This window comes from Rhizobium sp. 05L429, from assembly GCF_056397645.1.
The window spans coordinates 83,039-109,190 of the sequence record NZ_JBFTNV010000020.1; the positions used below are offsets into that span (position 1 = coordinate 83,039).

Genomic DNA, 26,152 nt, shown 5'->3' on the forward strand with positions numbered 1-26,152 from the left:
CTGGCGAGGTAGGAACATGCGTGTTTCCGGACGGCGCCTTGGCGTCTATGCGGTCGCCCTGGCGTTCGCCATCGTGATGAACTTCATCCTTCCCCGGCTGATGCCGGGGACGCCCGTCGATGCCATGGTCGCACAACTCGGGCCGCGGGCCACACCCGCAGCCGTCGAGGCGATAAAGGCGCGCTTCGGCGCCGTCGATCAGCCGATGCTTCTGCAATTCGTCGATTACCTGAAGGGGCTTGCGACCTTCGATCTCGGCGTCTCCGTGAAATATTATCCCCAGACAGTCGTCCAGGTCCTCGGCCGTTCGACGATCTGGACCATCTTCCTCGTCGTCACCGCCATCATCTTTTCGCTCTGCATCGGTGTGGTTCTGGGTGCAATCTCCGCCTGGCGGCGCGGCGGACGTTTCGACACGATCGTTTCGCCGCTTGCGGTCGTGATGATTTCAGTGCCGCCAGTCATTGTGGGCCTGACGACGCTCTTCGTCTTCGGGGTGTCGCTGCGCTGGTTTCCGGTCGGCTATGCCTATGATCCGAACCTCGATCCCGCGTTCAACTTCACTTTCGCCGGCAGTGTCTTCATCCACGCCATCATGCCCGTGCTGACGCTGTCACCGTTCCTGATCGGCGAATTCCAGACGACCATGCGCTCGTCGATGATTTCGATTCTCGGAGAGGATTATGTGACGATGGGTCGTGCCAAGGGCCTCAGTCACCTCACGGTCATGTTCAGCTATGGCGCGCGCAACGCCATGCTCCCTGTCCTGACAAACCTTGCGCTGATGCTTGGCGCCGTCTTCGGCGGCTCGATCGTCACCGAGATCGTCTTCAATTACCCGGGGCTGGGTTTGACGCTTTATACGGCGAGCATTGCCCGCGATTATCCGGTCATCCAGGGACAGCTGCTTCTGATGACGCTCGCCACGCTCGGCACCAACTTCCTCGTCGACATCATCTACGGGTTTATCGACCCACGACTGCGGGAGGCTGTGTAATGGGCTTCACGCTGAGATCCATCCTTCGCCAGAAGAAGGCCGTCGCCGGCCTCATCGTCGTCGTTAGCCTATGGCTGATGGCGTTATCTGCACCGATCATTGCGCCCGGCGAACCCGGCGCCCGTGTCGGCCGCTCTCACCAACCTCCGTCCATCGAGCATGTGCTCGGCACGACGAAGATGGGCCGCGACGTCTATCGCCAGTTCGTCTGGGGTGCGCGCAGTTCGCTCACCGTCGGTTTTGCGACGGGCATTGCGATTACTGTGATCGGCACCGCCATCGGGCTCGTCGCCGGCTATGTCGGCGGCAAGACGGATGCCGCCCTTGATCTGGCAACAAACGCGGTGCTGGTCGTCCCGAACATGCCGCTGCTGATATTGCTCGCCTCATTCGCAGGTACGGTCGGGCCGATGACGATCATGACGATCATCGCCCTGACATCGTGGCCGTGGGGAGCGCGTATGACGCGGTCGCAGACGATGGCGCTGCGCAATCGCGATTTCGTCACGGCCTCGAAAATGATCGGCGAGCCCGCCTGGCGGATCATCTTCGTCGAGATCCTGCCGAACCTCACGCCTCTGATCGGCATCAATCTCGTCGGCAGCATTATCTATGCGATCGTTGCGCAGACGACGCTCGAATATCTCGGCTTCGGCGATCCCCTGAAAGTGTCCTGGGGGACGATGCTCTATAATGCCCAGAACGCTTCGGCGATCATGGTCGGCGCCTGGTGGGATGTCGGTGTCCCGGCGGTCGGCATCGCGCTGACGGGCCTTGGCCTCGCACTGCTCAACTTCACCTTTGACGAGATCGCCAATCCGCAGCTCCGCTCCGGGCCGGCGTTGTCGCGCTGGTTTCGCCTGACCCGTACCCGCAACCGCGAACTGGAGGCCGGCCGATGAGCGACAACCTGCTGGAAATCGAAAAGCTCAACGTCGACTACTTGCTCGACAAGGGCGAGTTCCGGGCCGTCAAGGACGTGTCGTTCAATATCGGTCGAGGCGAGATCTTCGGGCTGGCGGGCGAATCCGGCTGCGGCAAGAGCACCATCGCCTATGCCATCACGCGCCTTTCCAAGGCTCCGGCCTGGATCAGCGGCGGCAGCATCCGCATGGACGGGCAGGATCTTCTCAAGATGCCGGAGCGCGAGCTGCAGAAGATCCGCTGGAAGCGCATCGGCATGGTCTTTCAGAGCGCCATGAACTCGCTCAATCCTTTGATGCGCGTCGAGGCGCAGTTCCACGATGTGCTCTACCGGCACACCGGCTGCTCGCGTCAGGAATCACGGGCGCGCGGTGAGGAAATGTTCCGTCTCGTCGGCATACCGCCCCAGCGCATCAGCGACTATCCGCATCAGTTCTCCGGCGGCATGCGCCAGCGCATCGTTATCGCCATCTGCCTGGCGCTGAGGCCGGAACTCATCATCATGGACGAGCCGACGACGGCGCTTGATGTGGTCGTACAGCGGGAAATTCTCGAACAGGTCGTCGATCTGCAGCGGAGCTACGGTTTCTCGGTGCTGTTCATCACCCATGACCTGCATCTGATGGCCCAGCTCTGCCAGCGTATCGGCATCATGTTGAAAGGAGAGCTCGTCGAAGTGGGCGACGTGCGCCAGGTCAGCCAGGCGCCGCTGCACGACTATACCCGCAAGCTCTGGAACGCCATTCCCCAGCTTCCGGGCAAAATGCATCTTTCAGGAGCACTGGCATGAAGCCCGAGACACATCCGTCCTCAGCCGGACCCGTCATACGGCTTGAAGACATCCGGCGTCAGTTCGGCCCGGTTCACGCACTCAAAGGCGTCTCCTTCTCGCTTTTTCCCGGCCGCGCACTGGCGCTCGTCGGCGAATCCGGCTGTGGCAAGACCACGTGCGCCCGCATCATCGCACGTCTCGACAAGCCGACCGGCGGTAGCCTATTCTTTCGCGGACAGGACCTGACGGCCCGTGGAACGGCGAAGGAGGAACGTCTCTATCGCAAGGACGTGCAGATGGTCTTTCAAGACCCGTTCTCGTCACTCAATCCGGCCTTTACAGTCAGCCATCATCTTGCCCGGCCTCTGCAGCTTCACGGCCATGACACGTCACGGGCTGCCCTTGAGGACGGCACTACCGGATTGCTGGCGAGCGTCGGTCTTGATCCGGCCGTCTCGAAGCAGAAGTTTCCGCACGAACTCTCGGGCGGGCAGCGCCAACGCGTCAACATTGCCCGGGCGCTCGCCGTCGCGCCAAGCGTGCTGGTCGCAGACGAGCCGACCTCGATGCTCGACGTTTCCATCCGCAAGGACATCCTCGATCTGCTCGCGCGGGTGAAGCAGGAGAATGAACTGGCGATGCTCTACATCACCCATGACATCGCGACGGCGGCACATGTGGCCGAAGAGATTGTCGTGATGTTTGCCGGCCAGATGGTCGAATGGGGCAATACCGAAGCGGTGCTCTCCAACCCGCGCCATCCCTATACGCAGCTCTTGCTCTCTGCGGTGCCGGATGGCGGACGGCCGTTCGTGACCGGCGGCAGCGCACGCTTCCTCGAGCAGGCTGAACGCGTCCGCTCGCTCAGCCGTCCCGAATCCGCCGTCATCGAGCAGATCGGTTCCAATCATTTCATGCGCGCGCTCGGCGCTCAGACCTAGGAGGATGTCTTCCATGGATTATCTCGTCAATCTGTCGACCTTGCCGCAGGACACAAAATCAGCCGACGCTATGGCAAAGTCTGGCGTCACCGTCCGCCGCGCGATACCACCCGAATTGAAGCTGATCGTCCGCTGGATTGACGAACAGTTTGGTGAGGCCTGGGCAAGCGAGGCAACGGTTGCGATGACGCGCCAGCCACCGACCTGTTTCATTGCCACGCGCGAAGGCAAGCTCGTCGGTTTTTCGTGTCATGAGGCGAGCGCACGCGATTTCTTCGGGCCGACGGGTGTGGACGAAAGCCTTCGCGGGCTTGGTATCGGCAGGGCACTGCTCTTCGCCAGCCTGAATGACCTGAAGGCCCTAGGCTACGCCTATGCGATCATCGGCGATGTTGGTCCCTCCGCTTTCTACGAGAAAGCCGTCGGCGCCATTCCTATCCCCGATTCCGCTCCCGGCATCTATGCCGGCATGCTCAAGAGCTGATTTCAACCGATCCGAACAGAAAGAAATGACCATGTCCATACCGCGATCTTCAGCCTTGCGGCTCGAAACCATTTGGAATCCGCCTGCCAATGGCAAGGATTTCTCCTATGTCCTGCAGCTCAAGAACCTGGCCGCCGAGCCGCTTTCAGGCTTCTCGCTTTGCGTCAGCGGGCCGGGCCGGATCGATCCCGCCGGACGCGTCGAGGGCGCTACGGTTTCGAAAAGGATTTCGAACTTCACCGAATTCCGGCCGCTGGAAGGCTTCGTTCTCGGCACGGGCGAAACCTGGACGATCTCGGTGCATGCGCTGAGTTGGCAATTTCGCCATTGGACGGATGGCGCAACCAGCGCCTATCTCGCTTTTGCTGACGGCAGTACCGTTTCACTGACGCTTGAACCGACACGTTCGGCCGCCAGCAATGCACCGTTGAAGCGCGGCGCCGAGATCTTTCCCGTGCCAACCAGCGTGCCGGTGCAGGTTTCGATCATCCCCTGGCCGAACCATGTGGCCGTCGCCTCGCGGCGACCCTTGCCGGCAGGCTTCACGCTGCAGGCCGAGGATCGGGAGGCGAAGGCTGCAGCCGGTAGCTTCAAAGCGCTGGTCGATCATCTCTTCGCCGTCGAGGGTATCATTCGCTCAGCCGCAGAGGGTGCCGCGGCTGTAATCCTGACGAAAGCTGACGGCTTCGGCCCAGAGGCTTATCGCCTAAGCTTCGAAGGGGAGGCAATCACCGTCGAGGCGAGCAGCCACACCGGCTTCCTCTACGGCCTCATCACGCTCGGCCAGATCTGGCGCGGCGCGCGCCAGCATCCGCGGACCTTCCAGTTCCCAGCATCCGGTGAGATTGTAGATGAACCCTCGATGGGCTGGCGCGGTCTGCATCTCGATGTCGCTCGCCAGTTCTATGGCGAGGCGGAAATCAGGAAGCTGATGGCGATACTCGCCTGGAACAAGCTCAACCGTTTCCACTGGCACCTCTCCGATGATGAAGCCTGGCGTGTCGAGATCGATGCCTATCCGGCACTGACCGAAATTGGCGCTTGGCGGGGCCACGGCCTCGCCGTGCCGCCATTGCTCGGTTCCAGCCCGGCGCGCACAGGCGGCTATTACACTAAACCGGTCATCCGCGAGATCGTCGCCTACGCCGGGGATCTCGGCATCGAGGTCGTGCCGGAGATCGACATCCCCGGCCATTGCTACGCCATGCTGCAGGCAATACCGGAGCTGCGCGATCCGGAAGAGGCGGGAAGCTATTATTCCGTTCAGGGCTTTCCGGACAATTGCGTCAATCCGACGCGAGAAAAGACCTATGAGGTCATCGAGACCATTTTCTCGGAGCTCATCGAACTTTTCCCCTTCAAGACAATCCATGTCGGCGCCGACGAAGTGCCGCTCGGCGCGTGGTCCGGCTCGCCGGAAGCGCTCGCTCGCTTACGCTCGCTCGCCGGCGATGAGGTTGCCGATGCGCATGCCAAGCGCCTGAATGTCATCACCAACACCCATGGTGCCGACGACATCCATGGCTCGGGTGCGGCAATCCTGCAGGCCGAATTCCTGAAACGCATTCAGAGCTTCCTGGCTTCCAGAGGCTGCACCACTGGCGGCTGGGAGGAAGCGGCGCATGGCGACGTCATCGACAAGTCGAAAAGCTATCTCTGCAGCTGGCGCAATGTCGAGGTCTCCGCCGAGCTTGCCGATCGCGGTTATGAGATCGTCGTTTGCCCGGGACAGGTCTACTATCTCGACATGGCGTTGCGGCCGGACTGGGACGAGCCGGGCGCCAGTTGGGCCGGCACGTCGGATGCCGAGAAGCTCTACACCTTCGATCCGGTCGGCGGCTGGACGGAAACCCAGAAGCAGAAGCTTCGCGGCATTCAGGCCTGCATCTGGTCCGAACCGATGACCGATCGCGCCGTCTTCGATCGGCTCGTCTTTCCGCGCCTGTCCGCGCTTGCCGAAACGGGCTGGACGAAACCGTCGTCCAAGTCGTGGGAGCGTTTCAAGGCGCTCGCCGGGCTGATGCCACTACTCTACGGGCTGCAGCAGTCATAAGCTCGGATTAGGATTAAGGATCATTTTTGCCATCACCGGAGACGGTGATGGCAATGGATATTCACATCGCTCTGAAGCTGCGAGCTCGAGCGTTGCAGACATGCCGAAGCGAGCTGCGCTGGCAGTCAGTCCTGCTGATCCCGCGGCGGAGCTGCGCATCCGGGTTCGGCGATGCGAATGGGGCGGGTTCCCACAGGAGCGCCGGTCGCGCGGTCGATGGTGACGGGATCGATCTCGGTTCCGGTTTCGGCATCGAAGAAACGGGTGACTTCGCCGCCACCGCGGTACTTGCGGCCCCAGGCGCCAATCGCAAACAGAACGGGCAAAAAGTCGCGGCCGGCCTCTGTCAGCACATATTCGTCGCGCGGCGGGCGCTCGGAATAGCGACGTTTTTCCAGCAGCCCTTCCTCGGTCAGCGATGACAGCCGCCCCGTCAGCATCGTCGGGGCAATGCCGAGGCTCTTTCGAAAATCATCGAAGCGGGTCAGCCCTGCATGGGCGTCGCGCATGATCAGCATGCTCCACGCATCGCCCACAAGTGCCAGGCTGCGGGCGATAAGGCAGGGCTGATCTGAAAGTTTTTTCATGTCGATATCTTTTTGGTAGTGACTTAGTATCGATTTGATAGTAACAGAATGTACACGGATGGTCCATGACAAAACGAAGGCAGAGATGAGCAAGAAAGAACGTGGCATTGCCCTGGTCACTGGGGCTTCCTCCGGCATCGGGCTGGTGACGGCGAAAGCGCTGCGGCGCGACGGTTACCGTGTTTTCGGCACCAGCCGAAGGTCGATGCCCGAGACCGGCGACGGGATCACGATGCTGATCTGCGATGTCATCGACGATCAATCCGTGCAGGGCGTTGTTGACGAGGTTCTAAGCCGGGCAGGGCGGATCGATCTTCTCGTCAACAATGCCGGGATCGGCCTGCTCGGTGGCGCCGAGGAATCGACGACGGCGCAGGAGAAATCCGTGTTCGACGTCAACGTCTTCGGCACCATACGGATGACGAATGCTGTACTGCCGGCGATGCGGCGGCAACGCAGCGGCCGGATCGTCAACCTGAGCTCGATCCTTGGGCTGATCCCGGCGCCCTTCAACGCGCTGTACGCAGCGACCAAGCATGCGATCGAAGGCTATTCGGAATCCCTCGACCACGAAGTGCGCACGCAAGGCATCCGTGTGGTGCTCGTCAAACCGGGCGTCACCCGCACCTCCTTCGAGGAAAACATCACACGGCCGGACCGGCCGCTCGCCATCTATGATGCGGTACGTGCCGACGCCGAAAAGCTGATGCGCGAAATCGTCTCGAAGGGCGATGCACCCGAAGTGGTGGCCGCAACTGTTGTTCGAGCCGCCAATGCGCCATCGCCAAAGAGACGCTACACGGCCGGAAAAGCGGCGGGACAGGTGCGCTTTATCCGCCGCTTTCTGCCCGAGTCCTTCGTCGACAAGAACCTCCGGAAATTCAACAAACTTCCCGAGTGAGCCTGCCTTGTCGCTGTGCCGGCTCACCATAGAAACGAAAGTTCGCCCTCATGAAAGCACTCCTGATCGATCGCTACAAGAAAGGCGGCGCCCTCAGGCTCGGCCACAGCCCTGAACCGCAATTGCGTGAAAACGACGTGATGGTCGAGATCCATGCCGCCAGCGTGAACCTGCTGGATGCCAAGATCCGGGACGGGGAATTCAAGCTCATCCTGCCCTACCGGCTTCCGCTGGTGCTCGGTAATGATGTCGCGGGCGTCGTGGTCCGGGTCGGGGCGAATGTCCGGCAGTTCAAGCCGGGCGACGAGGTCTATGCGCGGCCCGGCCAGGATCGCATCGGGACGTTCGCCGAGTATATCGCCATCGATGCGGCCGATGTCGCCCTGAAGCCCGCCAATCTCAACATGGAAGAGGCCGCATCGATCCCGCTGGTGGCGCTGACCGCATGGCAGGTTCTGGTCGAGCGTGCCAAACTGCAGAAGGGACAGAGGATACTGATCCATGCGGGCTCCGGCGGCGTCGGCACGGTCGCCATCCAGCTGGCCAAATATCTCGGCGCCCACGTGGCGACGACCACGAGCACGGCAAACATCGATCTGGTGAAAAGTATCGGCGCCGACGTGGTGGTCGACTACAAGAAGGACGACTTCGAAAAGGTGCTGAAGGGCTATGACGTCGTGCTGAACAGCCTCGGCAAGGATACGCTGGAAAAATCCCTTGCCGTCCTGAAGCCGGGCGGCAGGCTGATCTCGATTTCCGGTCCGCCCGATCCCGACTTTGCCAGCGAGAACGGCTTCGGCTGGTTGCTCCGGCAGGTCATGCGCCTCTTGAGTTCGGGCATCAGGCGAAGATCGAAACGCCGGGGGATCGGCTATTCTTTCCTCTTCATGACCGCAAACGGCGCTCAGCTCGGCAAGATCACCGCGCTGATCGAGGCAGGCGCCATTCGCCCCGTCATCGATCGGGTCTTCCCGTTCGAGAAGACCAACGAGGCACTGGACTACGTGGAAACGGGACGTGCGAAGGGTAAGGTCGTCATCGCGATGAAGTGAGCGAAGGCCGATGACCGCTGCGTAACCATCTTCTTCTCGGCGGCGGCATGGTAGCGGCCGTCATATCCTGACTCAACCAGCGAGCCTCGGCTTAGCCGACCGGCTTTTGCAGAACGTCAAAGCGTGGATTGGTCTCGGAAAAGATCGGCAGGGCGGCGGCACCGAGGATCGCTGTATCCTTGCCGGTCATGCCGATCATGACGCGGGGTAACGTGCGCCTCTGGTCGGGGTCAATGGGAATGTGCAGCGGTTCCAGCCGCGCGGCGAGCCGCTGCATCAGCGATGTCGATATGCTGCCTCCAAGCACTATGGTCTGCGGATCGAAAGCCAGTTCCAGAAAATCGACGGTCTGCCGCAGCGGCTGGACCGCCTGATCCAGCCAGGCATCCAGACCTTCGCCGCCTCTGGCGATCAGCGCGTCGAGTTGATCCGGCAAAAGCTCTTCAGCATTCGCAATGCCCATGAACTCATAAGCGACAGTCGGCGACACGTAGCGATCGAGGCATCCGCGCTTGCCGCAGCTGCAGAGCCGGCCATGCGGTTCGACGATGATGTGGCCGATCTCGCCGGCATTGTGCCGGCTGCCCTTGTAGAGATGCCCGTCGAGGAACATGCCGGCGCCGATACCGCCGCCGCCCGCAAGGAAGAGATAGACGAAGCTGCTGAAGCCGCGGGCAACACCGTGCAGGCGCTCCCCGATGGCCGCAGCCGTCGCGTCATTCTCGACGAGCACAGGCACCTTCACGCGCCGTTCGAGCTCGTAGCCGACGGGGAAATCCTGCCAGCCAGGCAGGTTCTGCGGGCTGAGCGATGTGACGCCGCCCTCCGCATAACGGCCAGGCAGGGCCATGCCGACACCGAGCAGCCTGTCGCGGTCAAAGGAGAACGCTCCCTGCAAATCCTCGACAATGGCCCCGAGGACTGGCATCGCCTGTTCGGGATCGGGATGTTCGACATGACGCTCGATGCGTGCACAGACTGCGCCCGAGAGATCGGTCAGCACGCCGCTCGCGCGCTGGCGGCCGAGTTCGAGCCCAATGGAATAGGCCCCGTGCGGATTGATCGAGTAGGGAATGATTGGCTGGCCGCGGGCAAGCTTCTGCGCTTTCGCAGGCACGAGCAGATGCGAGCGCTGCAATTCCTCAACGATGTTCGAGACCGTCTGCGCCGTCAGCGCCGTCATACGGGCGATCGCGGCGCGCGACAGCGGACCGTTGGTGCGGATAGCCTCAATCACGACACGCCTGTTGTGTGACTTGGCCTGCTCGAGATTGGTGCCTGAAATCGCTTTCATGATGTCTTTATAGAGTTTGAACCACCACCATTGCCACAAGACGACCATGCGGGGAAGGGGAGAAGTGTGCAGTCTTTTCAATGTGATCGCGACGACAATTGATGCCGATTGTTCCAGTCGCTCCTCACATATCACTTTAACGGCGGTGTCGCTGCCATCGATGCGATTGACGACGCCGGCCAAGCACGGAATTCCTCACAATGATTAGAGTTCTGCCATGGAAATCCTAACTCACGGATCGACGATCGCAGGATGAAGTTCTATGGGAGACAAGAGGGCTAACCAATTGGGACGAATCATGAATTTGCGCGTCAGCCAGACCGCGGGAAACGCAGTGCTTTTCGGTGTGCTTCTGATGCTCCTCGGCGACTTCCTGTTTTCGCTGAACGACGCCATGGGCAAATGGTTGGTGGCGAGCTTTGCCGTCGGCCAGGTTCTGGTGATCCGCTCGTTCGGTTCCTTTCTCATTCTTGCCCCGATGATCGCCCGGCAAGGACCTCGCTCGCTCTTTCAGGTCGAGCGCGCTCCCCTGCAAATCTTGCGGGTTATCCTGACGACGGGGGATGTCGCCTTTTTCTATGCCGCAGTTGCATATCTTCCGCTTGCCGATGTCATGACCTTTTACATGGCCGGCCCCATCTACGTCGCCGCCCTTTCGCACTTCTTCCTTGGCGAGACGATCGGCTGGCGCCGCTGGCTCGCTGTCATCCTCGGTTTCGTCGGCGTGCTGATTGCGCTGAGGCCCTCGACGGCCATGTTGTCCTGGCCGTCGATCTTCGGCCTAATCGGCAGCCTTTCCTTCGCGCTGACGCTGATCCTTGGCCGGCGGCTGCGGCAGACGAGCGATGTGACGCTCGTCACATGGCAGACCGTCGGTGCGTTGGTCACCGGTCTGTTCCTGAGCATCGGTGATTGGCGTGCCGCCTCCGCCCTTGACCTCGCCGGCATGCTGGCGCTCGGCATCGTCGCAGGCAGCGCGCATATGATGATCACGCGCGCGTTGAAGCTTGCCCCGGCATCCCTGCTTGCGCCGCTCCAATACAGCCTGCTGCTCTGGGCAATCGTCCTTGGTTACATTTTCTTCGGCGAATTGCCCGACAGGCAGATTCTGGTCGGCTCGGTCATCATCGTTCTCGCAGGCCTCTTCATCTTCCATCGCAAGAACATCGTTGAAACCACGTCGAAATCTGACGTTCCGCCTGACGGGCACTAAGCGTCGTGCGGTCTTGTGGTAATTTCACCGCCCGGGAGCCCGATTGGCTCTGCGCTCTCATGTATCGAACTCAACTTGGCGTCGATCGCGGTCAGCCGCATCAGATGACGTCGTGACCGAGCCGTCTCTTCCGTGCTTTCAACAGGCGTAAGGACGATTTGATCGTCGAATCTCGGTTCATTCAGTCGCAGCGGGTTTTCACCGCGCTCTGTTGTTGCCTTGAAAGTCATTCCTCGCTTCATGATACGTCGGCTCGTTTGCCATACGAACCGAAGTATGAAACGTGGGTCGTGTTGAAAAATTACCCAAGCAGTGGCGAGCAGCAGGCGCAGACTCTTGGCCTGTCTGTATTGCCAGAACGCGTATTTTTGAGTGAGCGCGACAGCGCTCCTGGCTGCATATCTCGGAACCTGCGGATTTGCGGCAAGCGAGCGCTTTACAACTTCTAAAGCACCTTGGCCCATTCGTACGTGATTGGATGACATATTGCCGGGATATTCTCTGTATCCCACCAGGCGTTCGGGGATGACTTCGATACAATAGCGTGCGGCCAGCCTGAACTCGAAATCGAGATCTTCGCAGCCTCCGATACCTGCTGCTGCGTATGAGCTATCAAACCCACCGATCTCGAGCGCAACGTCCCGTCGCACAAGAAGCGCGCTTCCATTGCCTATATATTTGAAAGTCAGATGCCGGGCATAGATATATCCCCTTGCGACATTGGATGCGCCGGGCCGAATGATCTCGTCGTTCTGATTGATAATATAATGCAGCGCATAGACCGCAGCCCACCGCGGGGATAAGCGATTGAGAGCGTTTACCTGCTTCTCGACTTTCGTGGGGTGCCAGAGATCGTCGGCGTCAAGGAATGCCACAAATCGACCTGATGATGCCTCGATGCCGGCATTCCTAGCGGCAGCGACACCGCGGTTCGGTGTAGAGAGGAGGCGGATCCGTGGATCCGTCATCGCGATTTGCTCGACCAGTTTTGCCGTGTCGTCCGTCGAACCGTCATTGACAACAATGATCTCCAGGGCCGGATAGGTCTGGCGCGCCGCGGATCGAAGCGTACGCTCAATATATGTGGAAGCGTTGAAGGCCGGAATGACGACTGAAACAAAGGGCTGGGCGGAATAAAAAGCGTCTCCTCGATCCATTGATTATTCCTGTATCACTGGCGGGACGAGACAGATCTGATGCTTCATCCGGCTGGCAACGGACGATCGGTGGCTGACGATAATCAGTGTTCGACCCTGGTATTCCTTGAGCAGGAGGGAAAGCACGCGCGCTTCGGTCGCCTCGTCAAGCGCATTGGTAGCTTCGTCCAGGAGCAGTATCTCAGGCCGGCCAGCAAGCGCACGCGCCAGGCCGATGCGCTGGCGCTGGCCACCCGAAAGCCTTATCGCCTCATCGCCCAGCCATTCATCGAAGCCGGAAGGCAGTTTCTCGATGAACTCCGTCGCGCAAGCCACATCTGCGGCCCAGCGGATATCTTCCTTGGAAATTTCGCGGCGGAACCGGATGTTGTCGACGACCGTGCCTTCCATCAATTCGACGTCCTGGCCCGAGACTGAGAGTAGCCGCAGCCAGCTCGATCGTTCGATGGTTGAAAGATCCTTGCCGTCGAGGGTTATGCGACCCTCACTCGGCTGAATGAGATCGAGCAGCATGTTGAGGATAGTTGTCTTGCCGGAGCCGCTTGGCCCCGTCAGGGCGGTCGTCTCCCCTGTCCTGATGGAAAAGCTGACATGGCTGACGGCGGGAACGATGTTCCCTTCATAAGAGAACGAAACATCGTGGAAAACGATCTCCTTCCGCAGATGTTTGAGCTTTTCTCCGCAGGCCACCTGTCTGACATCGTCCGCCTCGGAAATTATCGTCAGAATGTTCTGCACGGAGGCCTCCATGGCATGGAGGCCAAGGATCTGGGAATCGAACTCCTTGATATGCGGTTGAAGCCTGTAAAGAAGAATGGTGGCCGACAACGCCGCGCGGAAGTCGACCGGAAGAAATTGCGAAGACAGAATGATCGTCAGGATCACGCTGAATGTCAGTACCTCGCTCAGAAGCGAAGTTACCGCACCCATCCGGTCGGAACGGGACCAGGTTTTACCGGCATCCGTGGAAAGGACATCGAAAATGCTTTCGTGGCGCTTTTCCAGACCGAAGCTCTTCACTGCCTTCAAGGTCTGCAGTGTGGTCCAGGTAAGTTGTGTCAGGTCCTCCATTGCCGCAAGGGCGGTCACCCCGACACGCTGATAGGCCCCGGCAAACAGGCCGAGAGTCAGGTTATGGATAACGCCGAAAACAAGCCCGAGTACGGCGATCGGCCATGCCATTATGAGCATTCCGATGCCGAAGATGACGATGGTCCCGAGATTGATTCCGAGGCGGACCAGGCTCGCGTGAGCCGAAGCGACCGCATAGGATTCCGTTGCGATCACATTCATGAGGTCGCTGCGTTCATAGTGCTGAAACCGTTGAAATGGGATCGTCAGGATCTTTGAGTAAAGACGATGTCGGATGCTGCCGCTGATCTGATGGCTGACGATGCTCGCGATGATCGAATTGGCAAAGCCCAGAACGATCCGGAGGATGATCGCGCAGATGAGGATGGTGACCAGCATCGACTTCGATATCGCGGCTTCGAACCCGCCGAAAAGCGCGGGCAGCCCGGCGATTGCAGTGCCGGAAGCAGAGCCCTGTTGGCCGAGAACAAAAACGAGGCTCACAAGGAAAGTGATCCCCACCATTTCCATGAGGCCGCTCAGGATGCCAATCACGATCATCACCGACGTCTTCAGCCGGAGCGACGGCACGAGTTTCAGAAGCTCGCGGAAACGGGCTGCGACGACCAGATTGAAGGCGCCCGTCGGCTTGTCGGAAACGGGTTTTCGCCTCGTCGTCATACGCCACCCGCGCGCGGCTCGATGAACTCGCCGGCCTGACCATCAGCCGCTGCTTCTAAACGGTCATAGAATGAAGTGCCGCTTTCGGGAAATGCGATGGCTGTCATCCCTTCCCCTATCGGCGGGGCAGGCGCATTGCCTGTCGCGCGGCCTAGCAATCGATTTGCCAATCGTCGTGCTCGACGTTTGGCTGAACGCCAGACAAGGCGGGCACCGTGAAGGGCGAGCCTCAACGGGAACCGCCCGGCAATTATCGGCGCCAGCTTTCTGACCTGATTATGGTCCTGGCTGGAGAACGCCTTGGCGAAATACCACCGTGCCGTATCGAATTCGGCGGCGGTGGCGGCGGCAGCAAGATGCGGGTAACGTCTCTTGACCTCTGTCATTACCAAGGCATGAGATCTCAGCATGCGACAGGCATTGCTCGACATGTTTCCCTGGGTAAAACGGTATCCGGTCAGAAAATCAGCGGCGGGGGCGAAAGGCAGCCTTTCGGCCAGTGCCAGGTAAAGCTTGTAGTCTTCGCATCCCTCGGCCTCTTGGTCGCGCAGCGACGGATCGTAGCCGCCACATGCCAGAACATCAGTGCGCGGCATGAGCGGCGTACTGCCGTTACCGATAAAATTCTCCCGGACCATGATTTCGAAGACGCCGCCTTTATACAGCACGGGTCTCGAATGGGCGAAAATCACGTCATTCGCGTCTATGGCAGCATACCAGTTATAGGCGACCCCGCGCCCGCCGGGAAGGCTTGCGAGCGCTCGGAGTTGCAATTCGATTTTGCGGGGATGCCAAAGATCGTCGGCGTCGATCGGGGCGATGTAGCTGCCTGCCGCTTCGTGGATTCCGTAGTTGCGGGCACGAGCCACGCCGCCGTTTTCCTGTCTCAGGACCCTGATGCGTGGATCTTGAAGGCGATATTCGTTTGCCAGTTCGTACGTTCCATCCAACGAACCATCGTCGACCACGAGGATTTCAAGGCGTTGATGAGTCTGGTTCGATACGCTGCGAAGCGTATTCGCGAGTGTTTTCTCGGCGTTGTAAGCAGGAATGATAACCGTGACCAAGGGGAGAGGATCGAGGTTCATGGCTCGCTATCCAATGAAGGCGTCAGGTTGGCCCATCAGCTCGGCAAAGGCCGTGAGGGGGAGGTCACCGCGAATTTCAAGGCGTGGCAGTGACAAGGGGTGGTCCACAGAGCTCGTTCTCGCGGGCTTTGTCGAAAAGCCGATCTCGTAGCCCGCGTGAGCAAGAATGCCAGGCACACGGAAATCGGTAGAACCGAAGGGAAGGGCGATGGACGTCACGGCCTCACCCAGCCGGCTTTCCAGGGCGTCGCGTGAAAGTACTGCTTCGCCCAGCAATGTAGTGTTGTCGAGCGAACTTGCCGGCCTGTGAGACGCCAGATGAGACCCGAAACGGATTCCTTGCCGCTGCAGGCTCTGGATATCGCTCCAGGACATCAGCGGTGCCGTATCTCCGTAACCGGCATCCCAATCCGACCTGCCGCCCACCTTGTCCGTCACCACGAAGACGTCCGCGCTGAACCCGTTTTCAGCCAGGATCGGGAATGCGTCGGTGAGAAAATCGAGATAGGCGTCGTCAAAAGTCAGAACGACGGGTCGCCCACGGATGGGTTTGCCCTCACATAACAGGCTGGTCAGGCTTTCGGCCGTCAGCGCATAATAGCCCTGCCGCCGCAGGAACTGCATCTGTTTACGGAAGGTTTCCGGTGCGACCCGAAAGCGACGGAGCGAGTCCGGCCCGTCGAGCGCAATCCTGTGATACATGAGCACCGGAACTGAGGTCACGACCTCGTTCGTCCATGCGACCTCGCGGTCGACGCCCGCCGGGCCCCAGATAATGTCTTTGACGACGTCCGTATCGAGAGGCACACCGTGGGGCTCGATACGCACGACCGGTATTGCCGTATTTCGCTTTGCGAACCGGTGAATGGCATAAAGCTCGGTCTCAACCGTTTCTTCCAGCACAAGGTCAGGAAGGTTTGACAGGACCTCCTTGATTGTTCCCACACCAAAAGGATTGTTCCAGTCGAAACCGGTCCTGCCGGGCTCGTCGCGCCGGAGATGGGCGTGGGCCGTGACAAGGTAACCGCCCGGCTTCAGGGCACCCGCGATTTTCCGGCATACCTGTTCCAGGCTTGCCTCGTTATCCAGGTAGTAGAGAACTTCCGAACAGACGATTAGATCCTGCTCGGGCGGAAGTTCGGCTTCGACGAAATCCAGGACGCGAAGCTCCACATTTGGAAGGTCCCGGCATCTCTCGGATGCCCTTTCAATCGCGCGGCTGGAGATGTCCGCTGCTGTCACAAAACCGACCTTCTGTGCGAGTTTTGCCGTGAACAGACCTTCCGCGCAGGCAAGCTCCAGGGTTCTTGCGACCCCATCGGGAACAAGGCTCAGCGTCTGCTCGTATTTGACCTGTTCGTAGACTGAGACGTAGTTCCAGGGGTCCGGGCGTTCGAAGAAACGCTCCCAATATTCTTTTTTTGTCGTTGCTTCAGGCAGTACCGTTTGGTGGTCTCCTGCTTCGGGAGACTGGTCCGTCGTCGCGACTGCGGGGACGGCGAGCCGCTGCTGATAGCGGGATTTCGCCTCCAGCAAGCGTGCGTCATAATCCGCTCGTCCGCCAGCTGCAGTTTCGACGAGCGCGGTCAGGTGTACCGCTTTGAAGAGATGTTCGATCTGGCGCCGTCGCCCGCTGTGCTGCCGGACGATTTTGCCGAAAGCCCTCCTATTGCGAAGGGCTGCGGCCGTCCAAGAACGCGCATAAGAGAACGTTAAAGGCGTCGGCAAGCAATTTCCGGCCTGCAAGTCATCGATAATGAGTTTGACTTGAGCGCGTAGAGAGAGGTCTCCCCACAAGGGGCCGACATGCGATCCGACATATAGCCCTGCGGCAAAGACGTGCAGGAGCAGCGTATCGGCCTCGTCAACCCGGGTGATCCAGGCGAGCTTCTCGGTGTCGATGGCGGCCACCTGGAGATGGCCGAGTGCGAAGGAGCGAGACATGTCGGGTGCCGAAATTGACCAGACAATCAATTCTTCCATCCGGCGGCCAGTCCCGGGCAGGGAGTGCTGTTCAAGCAATTGTATGAGATCGAGGAAGGCCGGCTTCCAATGTTCCAGCGAATCGACGAGATCGGCGGGGCGCGCTACCTTCAGACCGATCTGCAATCCGTGCAATATCCCTTCGGTCAGGAAGTTTTCGTAACCGGAAGAGTTGGGAAATTCGGGCAGAACCTCTGCAAGCGCGGCAAGTTCGTCTCCCGCGCACAGGTTGACTGAGGCGGCCCAGGTGAGCATTCGCAATTGACCGCGCGCAGGCGCCGTCCATCGGGCGTCCTCAGCATCCGGCGACAGCCCTTCTTTCAAGCGCAGCACTTGCGCGCTGGTGGTGACACGGACGGCATCCCTCAGCATTTTTAGCGGATCACCCGAGAGCGAGCCGGTTTTCATGCGATAGAAGGCAAGGCATCCTTCGACCTGCCGGAACGAAACTCCGGCAAAGGCCATACGGAGCCAGAGATCCCATTCCTCGCAAGTCTGCAGTTGGACATCCAAACCGCCCAATCGGATGAAAAGGTCTCTGGGAAAGACCACCGTATGAATAGCGAGCGCACAGAACGACGAGAATTCCCGCTTTGCCCTGTCGCCTGCGAGATCAGGGGGTATTTCGACACTCAGCATCCGGCCGTCCGGTGTGACACGGCGATAGCTGCAATAGGCAACGATCGGTTGTTGGTCATCGGTCGCAATCGGTAGCATGTTTTGGATAAAAACGGGGTCCAACCAGTCGTCCGCATCAAGCATGCAGAGCAGAGGAGCGGTCGCAAACCCGGCGGCGGCGTTACGCGCCGCGGATGCGCCGGCATTCGCCTGACGATGGATCAGGATCCGGCTGTCGGCTTTCGCAAAGCCTTCGAGCACATTCCAGGTATCGTCTTTCGAACCGTCATCGACGACGACTGCCTGCCAGTTTGACACCGACTGTTTCTGCAAGCTGCCAAGGCAGTCTGCCAGAGTTTCCGCCGCGTTATAAGCGGGGACAAGGAACGATATATCCGGCTTCGGTCCGGTTACCATGCCGGCATCTTCCAGCGGCGAAGGACATACCAGGCGCCGTTCAGGCATCCCAATATCTCCTCCCTGAGAAAGAAGTTGTCCGAGGTCGCCCCCTTGGGCAGCCGTTTCCTCAACCTCTGAAGATAATATTGTGGCAAGGCGACCAGGATGCGCCGCAGATTGCCCCGGTTGCCGGTGTTCTGGTACTGCACCAGCAAGGCCGCCACATGGCCGCTCATGTATTGGCGGATCTGCCTGGCGAGCCCCTTCATATCCTTACGATGGAAATGCCAGGAAACCGCCGTCGGTTCGTAGCGACAGGTGCCGCCGTGATGGAGAAGGCGATTCCAGAATTCCGAATCGCCCGAACACCCGGCTGCGCCCATATCCAGCCGCACGTCGAACAATCCGATATCGTCGAATATCTGGCGGCGGAATGCCTGGCTTGCGCCCGCGCCGATCAGCCAGGTAGGCGCCCCGTATGGTGCGCTTTGGCGATAGAAGTCCTGGCCGAAATCCAGACGCCTATAGCCTCTGCCAAATCCCCAATGGGTTTCGAAGATCAGCTGCGCGGGCGTGGAAAGCTCTCCAGGAAGGACAAGGCCGGTGACGCATCCGATATCCGGCTGATCAAAGGCCTTCATCAGGTTCTCCAGCCACCGCTCGTGCAGGACTACGTCGTCATCCGTGAACGCCACGAACTCGGTCTTTGCCGCGCGCACGGCGGCATTGCGGGCGTAGTCCAATCCGACCCTGTTTTCGCGCACATAGGTTGCACCGGCTGCCTCGACGGCCCGACGCGTGCCATCACCGGCTGACGCGTTGTCGACGACGATTACCTCCGCCGGAGGCAAAGACTGCGTGGGGATTGATGCGAGACATCTAGCTAGTTCGTCCGGCCGATCCTTGGTGCAGATCAGGAGGCTGACGTCGCGGTTCCTGATCGGTGCCCGCATCACGTCCCGAGCGTGTTCGATGGTCTCTGGCAAGACGGCGCGCGCAGCCAGGGCGCCCGGGATTTCTGACCTCTCGATATAGGCCTGACCGACGGGAAGGCCTTCGAGGACGAAGACGACGAGCCCGGCGTCGATCGCCGGGACATTCGCACCGACGTCATCCGACGAAAGATCCAGGTATTGGATAGGCACAGGAAAGACATTGTCTTTCATGTCACGCGGTATGACGTCCCTCATTGCTACTCTCTGTGCCAGATGCCGGTGAACCGTTTAGCGTCCCGCCTTGGCCAGCGGGCGGGAGCCCGCCTGAGCTGCCTGTGCCGTGGCAATTTTCATCTCCTGACTGAACCAGTCCAGTGTCTTTGCAACGCCTTCCTCATAGCTGATCGTGCACGACCATTCGGGCATCACGTAGTTTGCATTCGTCAGATCTGGTCGTCTGTTTGTCGGATCATGCGGCGGTGAGGGCTCAAAGACGATCGGAATCCCGCCCATCAGGCGCGAGACATACTGAGCTACTTCCAGGACTGATATCTCCCGATCGTTCCCGACATTGAGCGGGCCCCTGTAATCGGTCTCGTTCATCCAGAAGTAACGTGCGAAGCCGTCAATGATGTCATCGACATACCCCCAGCTTCGGGATTGGAGGCCATCCCCGAACACCGTAATGGGGCGGCCGGTCAGGGCCTGGGCGACGAAGTTCGAGACAGCTCGCCCGTCGTCTGGCCGCGTCCTCGGTCCATATACGTTGAAGGGTCGAACGATTTTGACGTCCAGACCCTGCGTGCGCTGCATCTCGAACAGCAAGGACTCGGTGCAGCGTTTGCTTTCGTCATAGGATGAGCGTGGCCCGGTGCAATCGACCTGGCCCTTATAGGACTCCGGCTGCGGTGAGACGAGCGGATCGCCATAGACTTCCGAGGAAGAGGTGAAGCAGAAGCGGCCCCCTTTTTTCAGGAGGTCCAGAAGACGGAAGGCTCCAATGAGATTTGCCGAAATGGTTCTCTTGGGTTCCTTCATGTACCACGGCGGCGAGGCCGGAGAAGCAAGGTGGAATATTTCGTCAAACTTGTCCGACGTCTGAAGCTCTTCCACGTCGGACCGCACGAAGTGGAAGCGGGGGTCCCGGATGTGGGAGATATTCGCCTCGCGGCCAGTCCAAAGATTATCAACAACAACCAATTTTTCGATGTCGGTGCGATTTAAAAGCCTATCGCACAAATGCGATCCGAGGAAACCGGCTCCGCCTGCTACAAGTACTTTCTTCATGGCTTCTCCAGCAGATGACATGTTTCGCTTTTCTGGGATTTAGGACTTTGATTGTTCAGTCCGGGCGAGTGGCGGTTACTTGGGATTTTTGCAACGGCTCTAAATGCAGATCGATGCGCCAAGAATGATCTCCATCCAATGCACCGTTTCAGAAAAGGATATGACGTCCGCCTTCGGCGCACCTCGATGTCCTCGATAAAAGCAACGTAATCGCGTTCTAACTTTTTTGCGCTCTGACCAACACGGACTTAAGTCCGACATCGTTTGCCTCTTCCGGTTGAGTAACCGGAACGATTAAAGAACGAGACGGATACGCGACCCCGGCGCATTTAATTCCAGGTTGGCGAGCTTGCCTGCGCCATCGCGAAACAACTGAAATTGCGGGCGATTTCGGATCCGGCCGCGCTCCTGCTCATTTTTACCGATGGAGCCACTTTCCCGATTGACAGAACCACTTCCCTCGCTATTCTATTATAAAAACCGACATAACATAATTGTGGAACATTAAACCGGGAGCATAAAATGAAGACTTTTGTCGCATTCCTTCTCGGCACTGCGCTGGTCGCCTTGCCGACAACCTTGATGGCTCAGGAAAAGGGCGGCGTTATCAACGTCGCAACGATCGGCGAGCCGCCGACGCTTGACCCTATGTCCTCGACCGCCGATCTCGTCGGCATCGTCACGCAGCATATTTTCGAAACGCTCTACACGTTCGACAAAAAGTGGAATGTCACGCCGCTTCTGGCCGAAAGCCTGCCGGAAATCAGCGCCGACGGTAAGACCTATACGATCAAGCTGCGCACCGGCATCAAGTTTCACGATAACTCCGATATGACCTCGGAAGATGTCGTTGCCTCGCTCAACCGCTGGATCAAGATCGCCTCGCGCGGCAAGCAGGTCGCAGGCTTCGTTGACTCCATCGCCGCCGTCGATCCGGCGACCGTCAAGATCGCGCTGAAGCAACCCTATGCGCCGTTGACCTCGCTGCTCGCCTTCAACAACTCCGCCGCCATCATCATTCCTGCTGAAAAGCAGGATGAACCGATGAAGGAATTCATCGGCACCGGTCCTTACATGCTGAAAGAGCGCAAGGCGGACCAGTACATCCAGCTCGTCCGTTTCGACGGCTATAAGTCGCGTGACGGCGAGAGCGACGGTTATGGCGGTGCCCGCCACCAGTATCTCGATGAAATCCGCTTCGTGCCGGTTCCGGATCCGAACACGCGCGTCGAGGCCGCCGTTTCAGGTCAGTACGATTATGTCGACTCGATCCCGGTCGAATCCTTCGACAAGCTGAAGGCATCGGGCGCTTCGCAGCCCGTCATCCTGAAGCCCTTCGGCTATCCCGTCTTCGTCTTCAACACGAAGGAAGGCATTGCCAAGAATGTCGAGGTCCGCAAGGCAATCCGCCAGGCGCTCAGCATGGAAGACATGCTCGCCGCCGCTTTCGGCAGCACGGATTTCTACACGCTCGACGGCGACATTTATCCCAAGCCCTACGTCTGGAATACGGATGCAGGTGTCGAGGGCAATTATAACGTCGCCGATTCAGAAGGGGCCACCGCAGCGGCAAAGAAGGCCGGCTATAATGGTGAGCCGATCCGCATTCTCACCAGCCGCCAGTATGAGTTCCACTACAAGATGGCGCAGGTCGCGGCCGAATATCTGAAGGCTGCCGGCTTCGCCGTCGATCTGCAGGTCGTCGACTGGGCAACGCTGACCCAGCGCCGCACAGATCCGAAGCTCTGGGATATCTACATCACCCACAGCCCCTTCCTGCCGGAACCGGCACTGATCGGTTCGCTGTCTCCGAGCTCGCCCGGCTGGTGGGATACGCCGGCGCGCAAGGCCACCGTCGATGCCTTCACTTCCGAGGTCGATCCGCAGAAGCGCATCGCACTCTGGGCCGATGTCCAGAAGGCCATGTATGACGAATTGCCCTACATGAAGATCGGCGATTTCAACGCCGTCTCGGCCAAATCGACTAAGCTTGAAGGCGTCGACCCGGCTCCGTGGCCGTATTTCTGGAACGCATCCGTCAAGAAGTAACGCTCCATCGCAGGATGCCGGTGCGCCTGCGCCGGCATCCCTTTTCCATCGTGCCTGCCCGGCACCGGGACAGACTTCATGATACGTTACATTTTCCAGCGCCTGCTCGGCATGATCGTGGTGATGTTTCTCGTCGTCACGATCGTCTTCATCATCGTGCGCGTCACCCCCGGCGATCCGGCGGCCGTCATGCTCGGTCCGGATGCGACGTCGCAGGATATCGCCGATCTGCGCGCCAGCCTTGGCCTCGACCGATCGATCGGAGTGCAATATCTCTATTATATCGGCCAGCTCCTGAAGGGCGATCTTGGGCAATCGATTTTCCTCAACATGCCGGTCACCGCGGCGCTGTTCGATCGCGCCGAACCGACCTTCTTCCTGACGATCTTCTCGCTTGTTATCGCCAGCCTCATCGCCCTTCCGATCGGTATCTATGCCGCCTACCGCCGGGGTTCTTTCATCGACCAGGCGGCAACGACGCTTGCAATGTTTGCGGCCAGCATTCCGAGCTTCTGGCTCGGCCTCATCCTCATGCAGGTGTTCGCCGTCCGCTTCGGCCTGTTCCCGGTCTCCGGATACGGCGGGCCGGGCTCGACATTCCTCGATCGCATGTATCATCTGACGCTGCCTGCCTTCGCGCTCGGCATCGTCTCCTCCGCGCTCATCCTGCGCTTCACGCGCGCCTCGATGCTCGATGTGCTGGGTGACGATTATATCCGGACAGCTCGGGCCAAAGGCCTGATCGAACGCAGGGTGATCCTCAAGCACGCTTTGAAGAATGCACTTATCCCGATCCTGACCGTCCTTGGTCTGACCGCCGCCGTGCTGATCTCGGGCGCAGTCGTGACGGAGACCGTCTTCGGCCTTCCGGGCGTCGGCAATCTCGTGGTCTCGGCTGTTTTGCGTCGTGACTATCCTGTTATCCAGGGAGCGCTTCTGGTGATCGCCGCGCTCTACGTCCTGATCAATTTTGTGATCGACATGCTCTACCTGCTCGTCGATCCGAGGGTGCGCTACTGATGACGGATATCGCGATCAAGCCGGTCGAAAGCGAAGGCCGCAAATTCATCCGCCAGTTTTTAAAGCGCAAGACAGTCGTCGTTGGCTTGCTCATTCTCACAATTTTCGTGCTGCTGGCGATCCTGGCGCCATGGGTTGCACCCTATTCGCCGTCGAAGCTTTCGATCATCAACCGTCTGAAGCCGCCGAGCGGGACATATTTCTTCGGCACGGACGAGTTCGGCCGGGATGTGCTGTCACGCACGATCTTTGCGGGCCGCCTGTCTCTGCTCGTGGGCGCTGCGGTCGTAGCACTTTCGGCAGTGATCGGGGTTACGCTCGGCCTGCTCGCCGGCTTCTTCAAGAATCTCGATACGCCAATCGCCCGCCTCATCGATGCGATGATGGCCTTTCCCGACATCCTTCTTGCGATCGCACTCGTTGCGGCTCTCGGTCCGTCGCTGACGACTGTGATCATCGCGCTGTCGATCGTCTATGCGCCGCGCCTGGCCCGCATCGTCCGCGCCTCGACGCTCGTTATCCGCGAACTGCCCTATGTCGAGGCGGCTCAGGCGCTCGGCATTTCGACCTTCCACATCATGACCCGGCATGTGTTGAGAAACCTGCTTTCGCCGATCCTGGTGCAGGCGACGTTCCTCTTTGCGAGCGCAATGCTTGCGGAAGCGGGCCTGTCTTTCCTCGGTCTCGGCGTCAGCCCGGAAATCCCGACCTGGGGCACGATGATTGCCGCTGGCCGGCAATATATCGGCCAGGCCGACTGGATGACGCTGTTTCCGGGTATCGCCATCATTCTCTCGGTGCTTTCGCTGCAGATGGTCGGTGACGGTCTGCGCGATATGCTCGATCCCAAACTTCGAAAGGATCTCTAAAATGACCGGTGAAAAAGCGGGCAAGCCGCTCCTCCTCACCAATATCAGGCCTGTCGGCTTTGGCACTGGCACGCCCGATGGCGCGATCGATATCCTGGTCGATGCCGATGGCAAGATCGCCGGCCTCGGCCCATCCCTGGCGGCGGCTGACGACGTGACACGCATCGACGGTAAGGGCGCCTTCGTCTCCCCCGGCTGGGTCGACCTGCATGTGCATATCTGGCATGGCGGCACGGACATCTCGCTGCGCCCATCCGAATGCGGCGTCGAGCGCGGTGTAACGACGCTGGTCGATGCCGGTTCTGCCGGGGAGGCCAATTTCCACGGCTTCCGTGAATATATCATCGAGCCGTCCAAGGAACGCATCAAGGCCTTCCTCAATCTTGGCTCCATCGGACTGGTGGCCTGCAACCGCGTCGCGGAACTGCGCGACATCAGGGATATCGATCTTGACCGTATTCTCGAATGTTATGCCGAAAACAGCGAGCATATCGTCGGCATCAAGGTGCGCGCCAGCCATGTGATCACCGGCTCCTGGGGTGTCACCCCCGTAAAGCTCGGCAAGAAGATCGCCAAGATCCTCAAGGTGCCGATGATGGTGCATGTCGGCGAGCCGCCGGCCCTCTACGATGAAGTGCTTGAAATCCTCGGTCCCGGCGATGTCGTCACCCACTGCTTCAATGGCAAGGCGGGCTCCAGCATCATGGAGGATGAAGACCTCTTCAATCTCGCCGAACGCTGTGCATCCGAAGGCATCCGCCTCGACATTGGCCATGGCGGCGCCTCCTTCTCCTTCAAGGTGGCGGAAGCGGCGATTGCCCGCGGTCTCCTGCCGTATTCGATTTCAACCGACCTGCATGGCCATTCGCTGAACTTCCCGGTCTGGGATCTGGCCACCACCATGTCGAAGCTTCTGTCAGTCGGCATGCCCTTCGACAAGGTGATCAATGCTGTGACCCATGCGCCGGCATCCGTCATCAAGCTGTCGATGGAAAACCGTCTGACTGTTGGTGCTACCGCCGAGTTCACTGTCTTCGATCTCGTCGATTCCGACCTTGAGGCGACAGATTCCAATGGTGACGTCTCGGTGCTGAAGAAGCTTTTCGAGCCGCGCTATGCGGTGCTGGGCAACGAGGCCTTCACTTCCAGCCGTTATGTGCCGCGCGCCCGCAAGCTCGTGCGCCACAGCCACGGTTATTCCTACCGGTAAGACCAGAATTCAAGACATAGCATGACAGGAGTTTGCGTGAACCAGTCTTCCGCCACCGCCGGCCCGCCCGTTACCGCAGGTCAACCCAGCACGTCGCCCTACGAGCGGCTAGCAGCGCTTGGCATCCAGCTTCCGGCTCCACCGCCGCCGATCGCCAACTTCGTCACCCATGTGCAGGAGGGCAACATGCTTTACCTGTCGGGGCAGGGGCCTCGCGAGCCTGATGGATTCATGCATGTCGGCAAGGTCGGCGCCGAGGTCGGCGTCGAAGCCGCCTACCAGCATGCAAAGCTGACCGGCATCAATCTGCTTTCCGTCATGCATGAGGCGCTCGGCGACCTTTCGCGTGTCAAGCGCGTCGTCAAGCTGCTCGGCATGGTCAATGCCGTGCCGCATTTCGTCGACCATCCTGCAGTTATCAACGGCTGCTCGGATCTCCTCATCGATGTCTTTGGTGAGGAGATCGGGCAACATGCCCGCTCTGCAGTCGGCTTCGGATCGCTGCCAGGAAACATCACCGTCGAAATCGAGGCCATCGTTGCGCTGAGATGAGGATGCGCATGATTG

Annotated in this window: 22 protein-coding genes; 14 read left to right on the plus strand and 8 right to left on the minus strand. The window is 59.6% G+C overall.

Going from position 1 to position 26,152, the window contains the following annotated elements:
* Nucleotides 1-16: 16 nt before the first annotated feature.
* Genes AC1DNW_RS21000 through AC1DNW_RS21025 form a run of 6 tightly spaced genes read left to right on the plus strand, consistent with a single transcriptional unit; the run spans nucleotide 17 to nucleotide 6,171 of the window.
* Nucleotides 17-997: an ABC transporter permease gene (locus tag AC1DNW_RS21000; protein WP_477854238.1), complete on the plus strand. Its 981-nt coding sequence runs from the start codon at nucleotides 17-19 to the stop codon at nucleotides 995-997.
* Nucleotides 997-1,899, plus strand: a complete 903-nt coding sequence (locus AC1DNW_RS21005; protein WP_477854239.1) for an ABC transporter permease — start codon at nucleotides 997-999, stop codon at nucleotides 1,897-1,899. The genes AC1DNW_RS21000 and AC1DNW_RS21005 overlap by 1 nt, the downstream gene beginning before the upstream one ends.
* Nucleotides 1,896-2,711, plus strand: coding sequence for an ABC transporter ATP-binding protein (locus AC1DNW_RS21010; protein ID WP_477854240.1), 816 nt, complete (start codon nucleotides 1,896-1,898; stop codon nucleotides 2,709-2,711). Before AC1DNW_RS21005 ends, AC1DNW_RS21010 begins: the two co-directional genes overlap by 4 nt.
* On the plus strand, nucleotides 2,708-3,634 hold the full coding sequence (locus AC1DNW_RS21015; protein WP_477854241.1) for an ABC transporter ATP-binding protein: 927 nt from the start codon (nucleotides 2,708-2,710) through the stop codon (nucleotides 3,632-3,634). The genes AC1DNW_RS21010 and AC1DNW_RS21015 overlap by 4 nt, the downstream gene beginning before the upstream one ends.
* Nucleotides 3,635-3,647: 13 nt before the next feature.
* On the plus strand, nucleotides 3,648-4,118 hold the full coding sequence (locus AC1DNW_RS21020; protein ID WP_477854242.1) for a GNAT family N-acetyltransferase: 471 nt from the start codon (nucleotides 3,648-3,650) through the stop codon (nucleotides 4,116-4,118).
* A gap of 25 nt (nucleotides 4,119-4,143) precedes the next feature.
* Complete coding sequence (locus AC1DNW_RS21025) at nucleotides 4,144-6,171, plus strand: beta-N-acetylhexosaminidase (RefSeq protein ID WP_477854243.1); 2,028 nt, start codon at nucleotides 4,144-4,146, stop codon at nucleotides 6,169-6,171.
* A gap of 125 nt (nucleotides 6,172-6,296) precedes the next feature.
* On the opposite strand, the gene AC1DNW_RS21030 is transcribed toward AC1DNW_RS21025, so the two are convergent.
* Nucleotides 6,297-6,758, minus strand: coding sequence for a winged helix-turn-helix transcriptional regulator (locus AC1DNW_RS21030; RefSeq protein WP_113296426.1), 462 nt, complete (start codon nucleotides 6,756-6,758; stop codon nucleotides 6,297-6,299).
* Between the two features lie 85 nt (nucleotides 6,759-6,843).
* Between AC1DNW_RS21030 and AC1DNW_RS21035 the strand changes: the two genes are divergently transcribed.
* Together AC1DNW_RS21035 and AC1DNW_RS21040 are read left to right on the plus strand one after the other, a co-directional pair.
* Nucleotides 6,844-7,659, plus strand: a complete 816-nt coding sequence (locus AC1DNW_RS21035; protein WP_477854244.1) for an oxidoreductase — start codon at nucleotides 6,844-6,846, stop codon at nucleotides 7,657-7,659.
* A 50-nt stretch (nucleotides 7,660-7,709) separates the two neighbouring features.
* On the plus strand, nucleotides 7,710-8,711 hold the full coding sequence (locus AC1DNW_RS21040) for an NADP-dependent oxidoreductase (protein ID WP_477854245.1): 1,002 nt from the start codon (nucleotides 7,710-7,712) through the stop codon (nucleotides 8,709-8,711).
* Between the two features lie 91 nt (nucleotides 8,712-8,802).
* On the opposite strand, the gene AC1DNW_RS21045 is transcribed toward AC1DNW_RS21040, so the two are convergent.
* On the minus strand, nucleotides 8,803-10,005 hold the full coding sequence (locus AC1DNW_RS21045) for an ROK family transcriptional regulator (protein ID WP_477854246.1): 1,203 nt from the start codon (nucleotides 10,003-10,005) through the stop codon (nucleotides 8,803-8,805).
* 298 nt (nucleotides 10,006-10,303) lie between these two features.
* Here AC1DNW_RS21045 and AC1DNW_RS21050 point away from each other — a divergent pair, with 298 nt between their 5' ends.
* The gene (locus AC1DNW_RS21050; protein ID WP_113296428.1) at nucleotides 10,304-11,218 is read left to right on the plus strand and encodes a DMT family transporter; all 915 of its coding nucleotides are present in this window, start codon (nucleotides 10,304-10,306) and stop codon (nucleotides 11,216-11,218) included.
* Here AC1DNW_RS21050 and AC1DNW_RS21055 read toward each other — a convergent pair.
* The 6 genes from AC1DNW_RS21055 to AC1DNW_RS21080 are packed head-to-tail and all read right to left on the minus strand — an operon-like array spanning nucleotide 11,215 to nucleotide 20,437.
* Nucleotides 11,215-12,375 (minus strand): glycosyltransferase family 2 protein, encoded by a 1,161-nt coding sequence (locus tag AC1DNW_RS21055; RefSeq protein ID WP_477854247.1) that lies wholly within the window; start codon nucleotides 12,373-12,375, stop codon nucleotides 11,215-11,217. The two genes, AC1DNW_RS21050 and AC1DNW_RS21055, sit on opposite strands and share 4 nt — an antisense overlap.
* Nucleotides 12,376-12,378: 3 nt before the next feature.
* The gene (locus AC1DNW_RS21060) at nucleotides 12,379-14,127 is read right to left on the minus strand and encodes an ABC transporter ATP-binding protein (protein WP_477854248.1); all 1,749 of its coding nucleotides are present in this window, start codon (nucleotides 14,125-14,127) and stop codon (nucleotides 12,379-12,381) included.
* Nucleotides 14,124-15,215, minus strand: coding sequence for a glycosyltransferase family 2 protein (locus AC1DNW_RS21065; RefSeq protein ID WP_477854249.1), 1,092 nt, complete (start codon nucleotides 15,213-15,215; stop codon nucleotides 14,124-14,126). The genes AC1DNW_RS21060 and AC1DNW_RS21065 overlap by 4 nt, the downstream gene beginning before the upstream one ends.
* 6 nt (nucleotides 15,216-15,221) lie before the next feature.
* Nucleotides 15,222-18,233, minus strand: a complete 3,012-nt coding sequence (locus tag AC1DNW_RS21070; protein ID WP_477854265.1) for a glycosyltransferase — start codon at nucleotides 18,231-18,233, stop codon at nucleotides 15,222-15,224.
* Nucleotides 18,227-19,405, minus strand: a complete 1,179-nt coding sequence (locus AC1DNW_RS21075; RefSeq protein WP_477854250.1) for a glycosyltransferase family 2 protein — start codon at nucleotides 19,403-19,405, stop codon at nucleotides 18,227-18,229. The genes AC1DNW_RS21070 and AC1DNW_RS21075 overlap by 7 nt, the downstream gene beginning before the upstream one ends.
* A 33-nt stretch (nucleotides 19,406-19,438) precedes the next feature.
* Entirely contained in the window at nucleotides 19,439-20,437 is a 999-nt protein-coding gene (locus AC1DNW_RS21080) for an NAD-dependent epimerase/dehydratase family protein (protein WP_477854251.1), read from the minus strand.
* 522 nt (nucleotides 20,438-20,959) lie between these two features.
* Here AC1DNW_RS21080 and AC1DNW_RS21085 point away from each other — a divergent pair.
* The 5 genes from AC1DNW_RS21085 (at nucleotide 20,960) to AC1DNW_RS21105 (ending at nucleotide 26,137) form a co-directional block, all read left to right on the plus strand.
* Nucleotides 20,960-22,486, plus strand: coding sequence for an ABC transporter substrate-binding protein (locus AC1DNW_RS21085; protein WP_477854252.1), 1,527 nt, complete (start codon nucleotides 20,960-20,962; stop codon nucleotides 22,484-22,486).
* A 78-nt stretch (nucleotides 22,487-22,564) separates the two neighbouring features.
* A complete protein-coding gene (locus tag AC1DNW_RS21090) occupies nucleotides 22,565-23,506 on the plus strand; it encodes an ABC transporter permease (RefSeq protein WP_477854253.1) in 942 nt (313 codons plus the stop codon).
* On the plus strand, nucleotides 23,506-24,375 hold the full coding sequence (locus tag AC1DNW_RS21095) for an ABC transporter permease (protein ID WP_113508628.1): 870 nt from the start codon (nucleotides 23,506-23,508) through the stop codon (nucleotides 24,373-24,375). The genes AC1DNW_RS21090 and AC1DNW_RS21095 overlap by 1 nt, the downstream gene beginning before the upstream one ends.
* Before the next feature lies 1 nt (nucleotide 24,376).
* Nucleotides 24,377-25,585 (plus strand): amidohydrolase/deacetylase family metallohydrolase, encoded by a 1,209-nt coding sequence (locus AC1DNW_RS21100; RefSeq protein WP_113296437.1) that lies wholly within the window; start codon nucleotides 24,377-24,379, stop codon nucleotides 25,583-25,585.
* Nucleotides 25,586-25,606: 21 nt separating this feature from the next.
* Nucleotides 25,607-26,137, plus strand: coding sequence for a RidA family protein (locus AC1DNW_RS21105; protein WP_477836678.1), 531 nt, complete (start codon nucleotides 25,607-25,609; stop codon nucleotides 26,135-26,137).
* Nucleotides 26,138-26,152 lie beyond the last annotated feature (15 nt).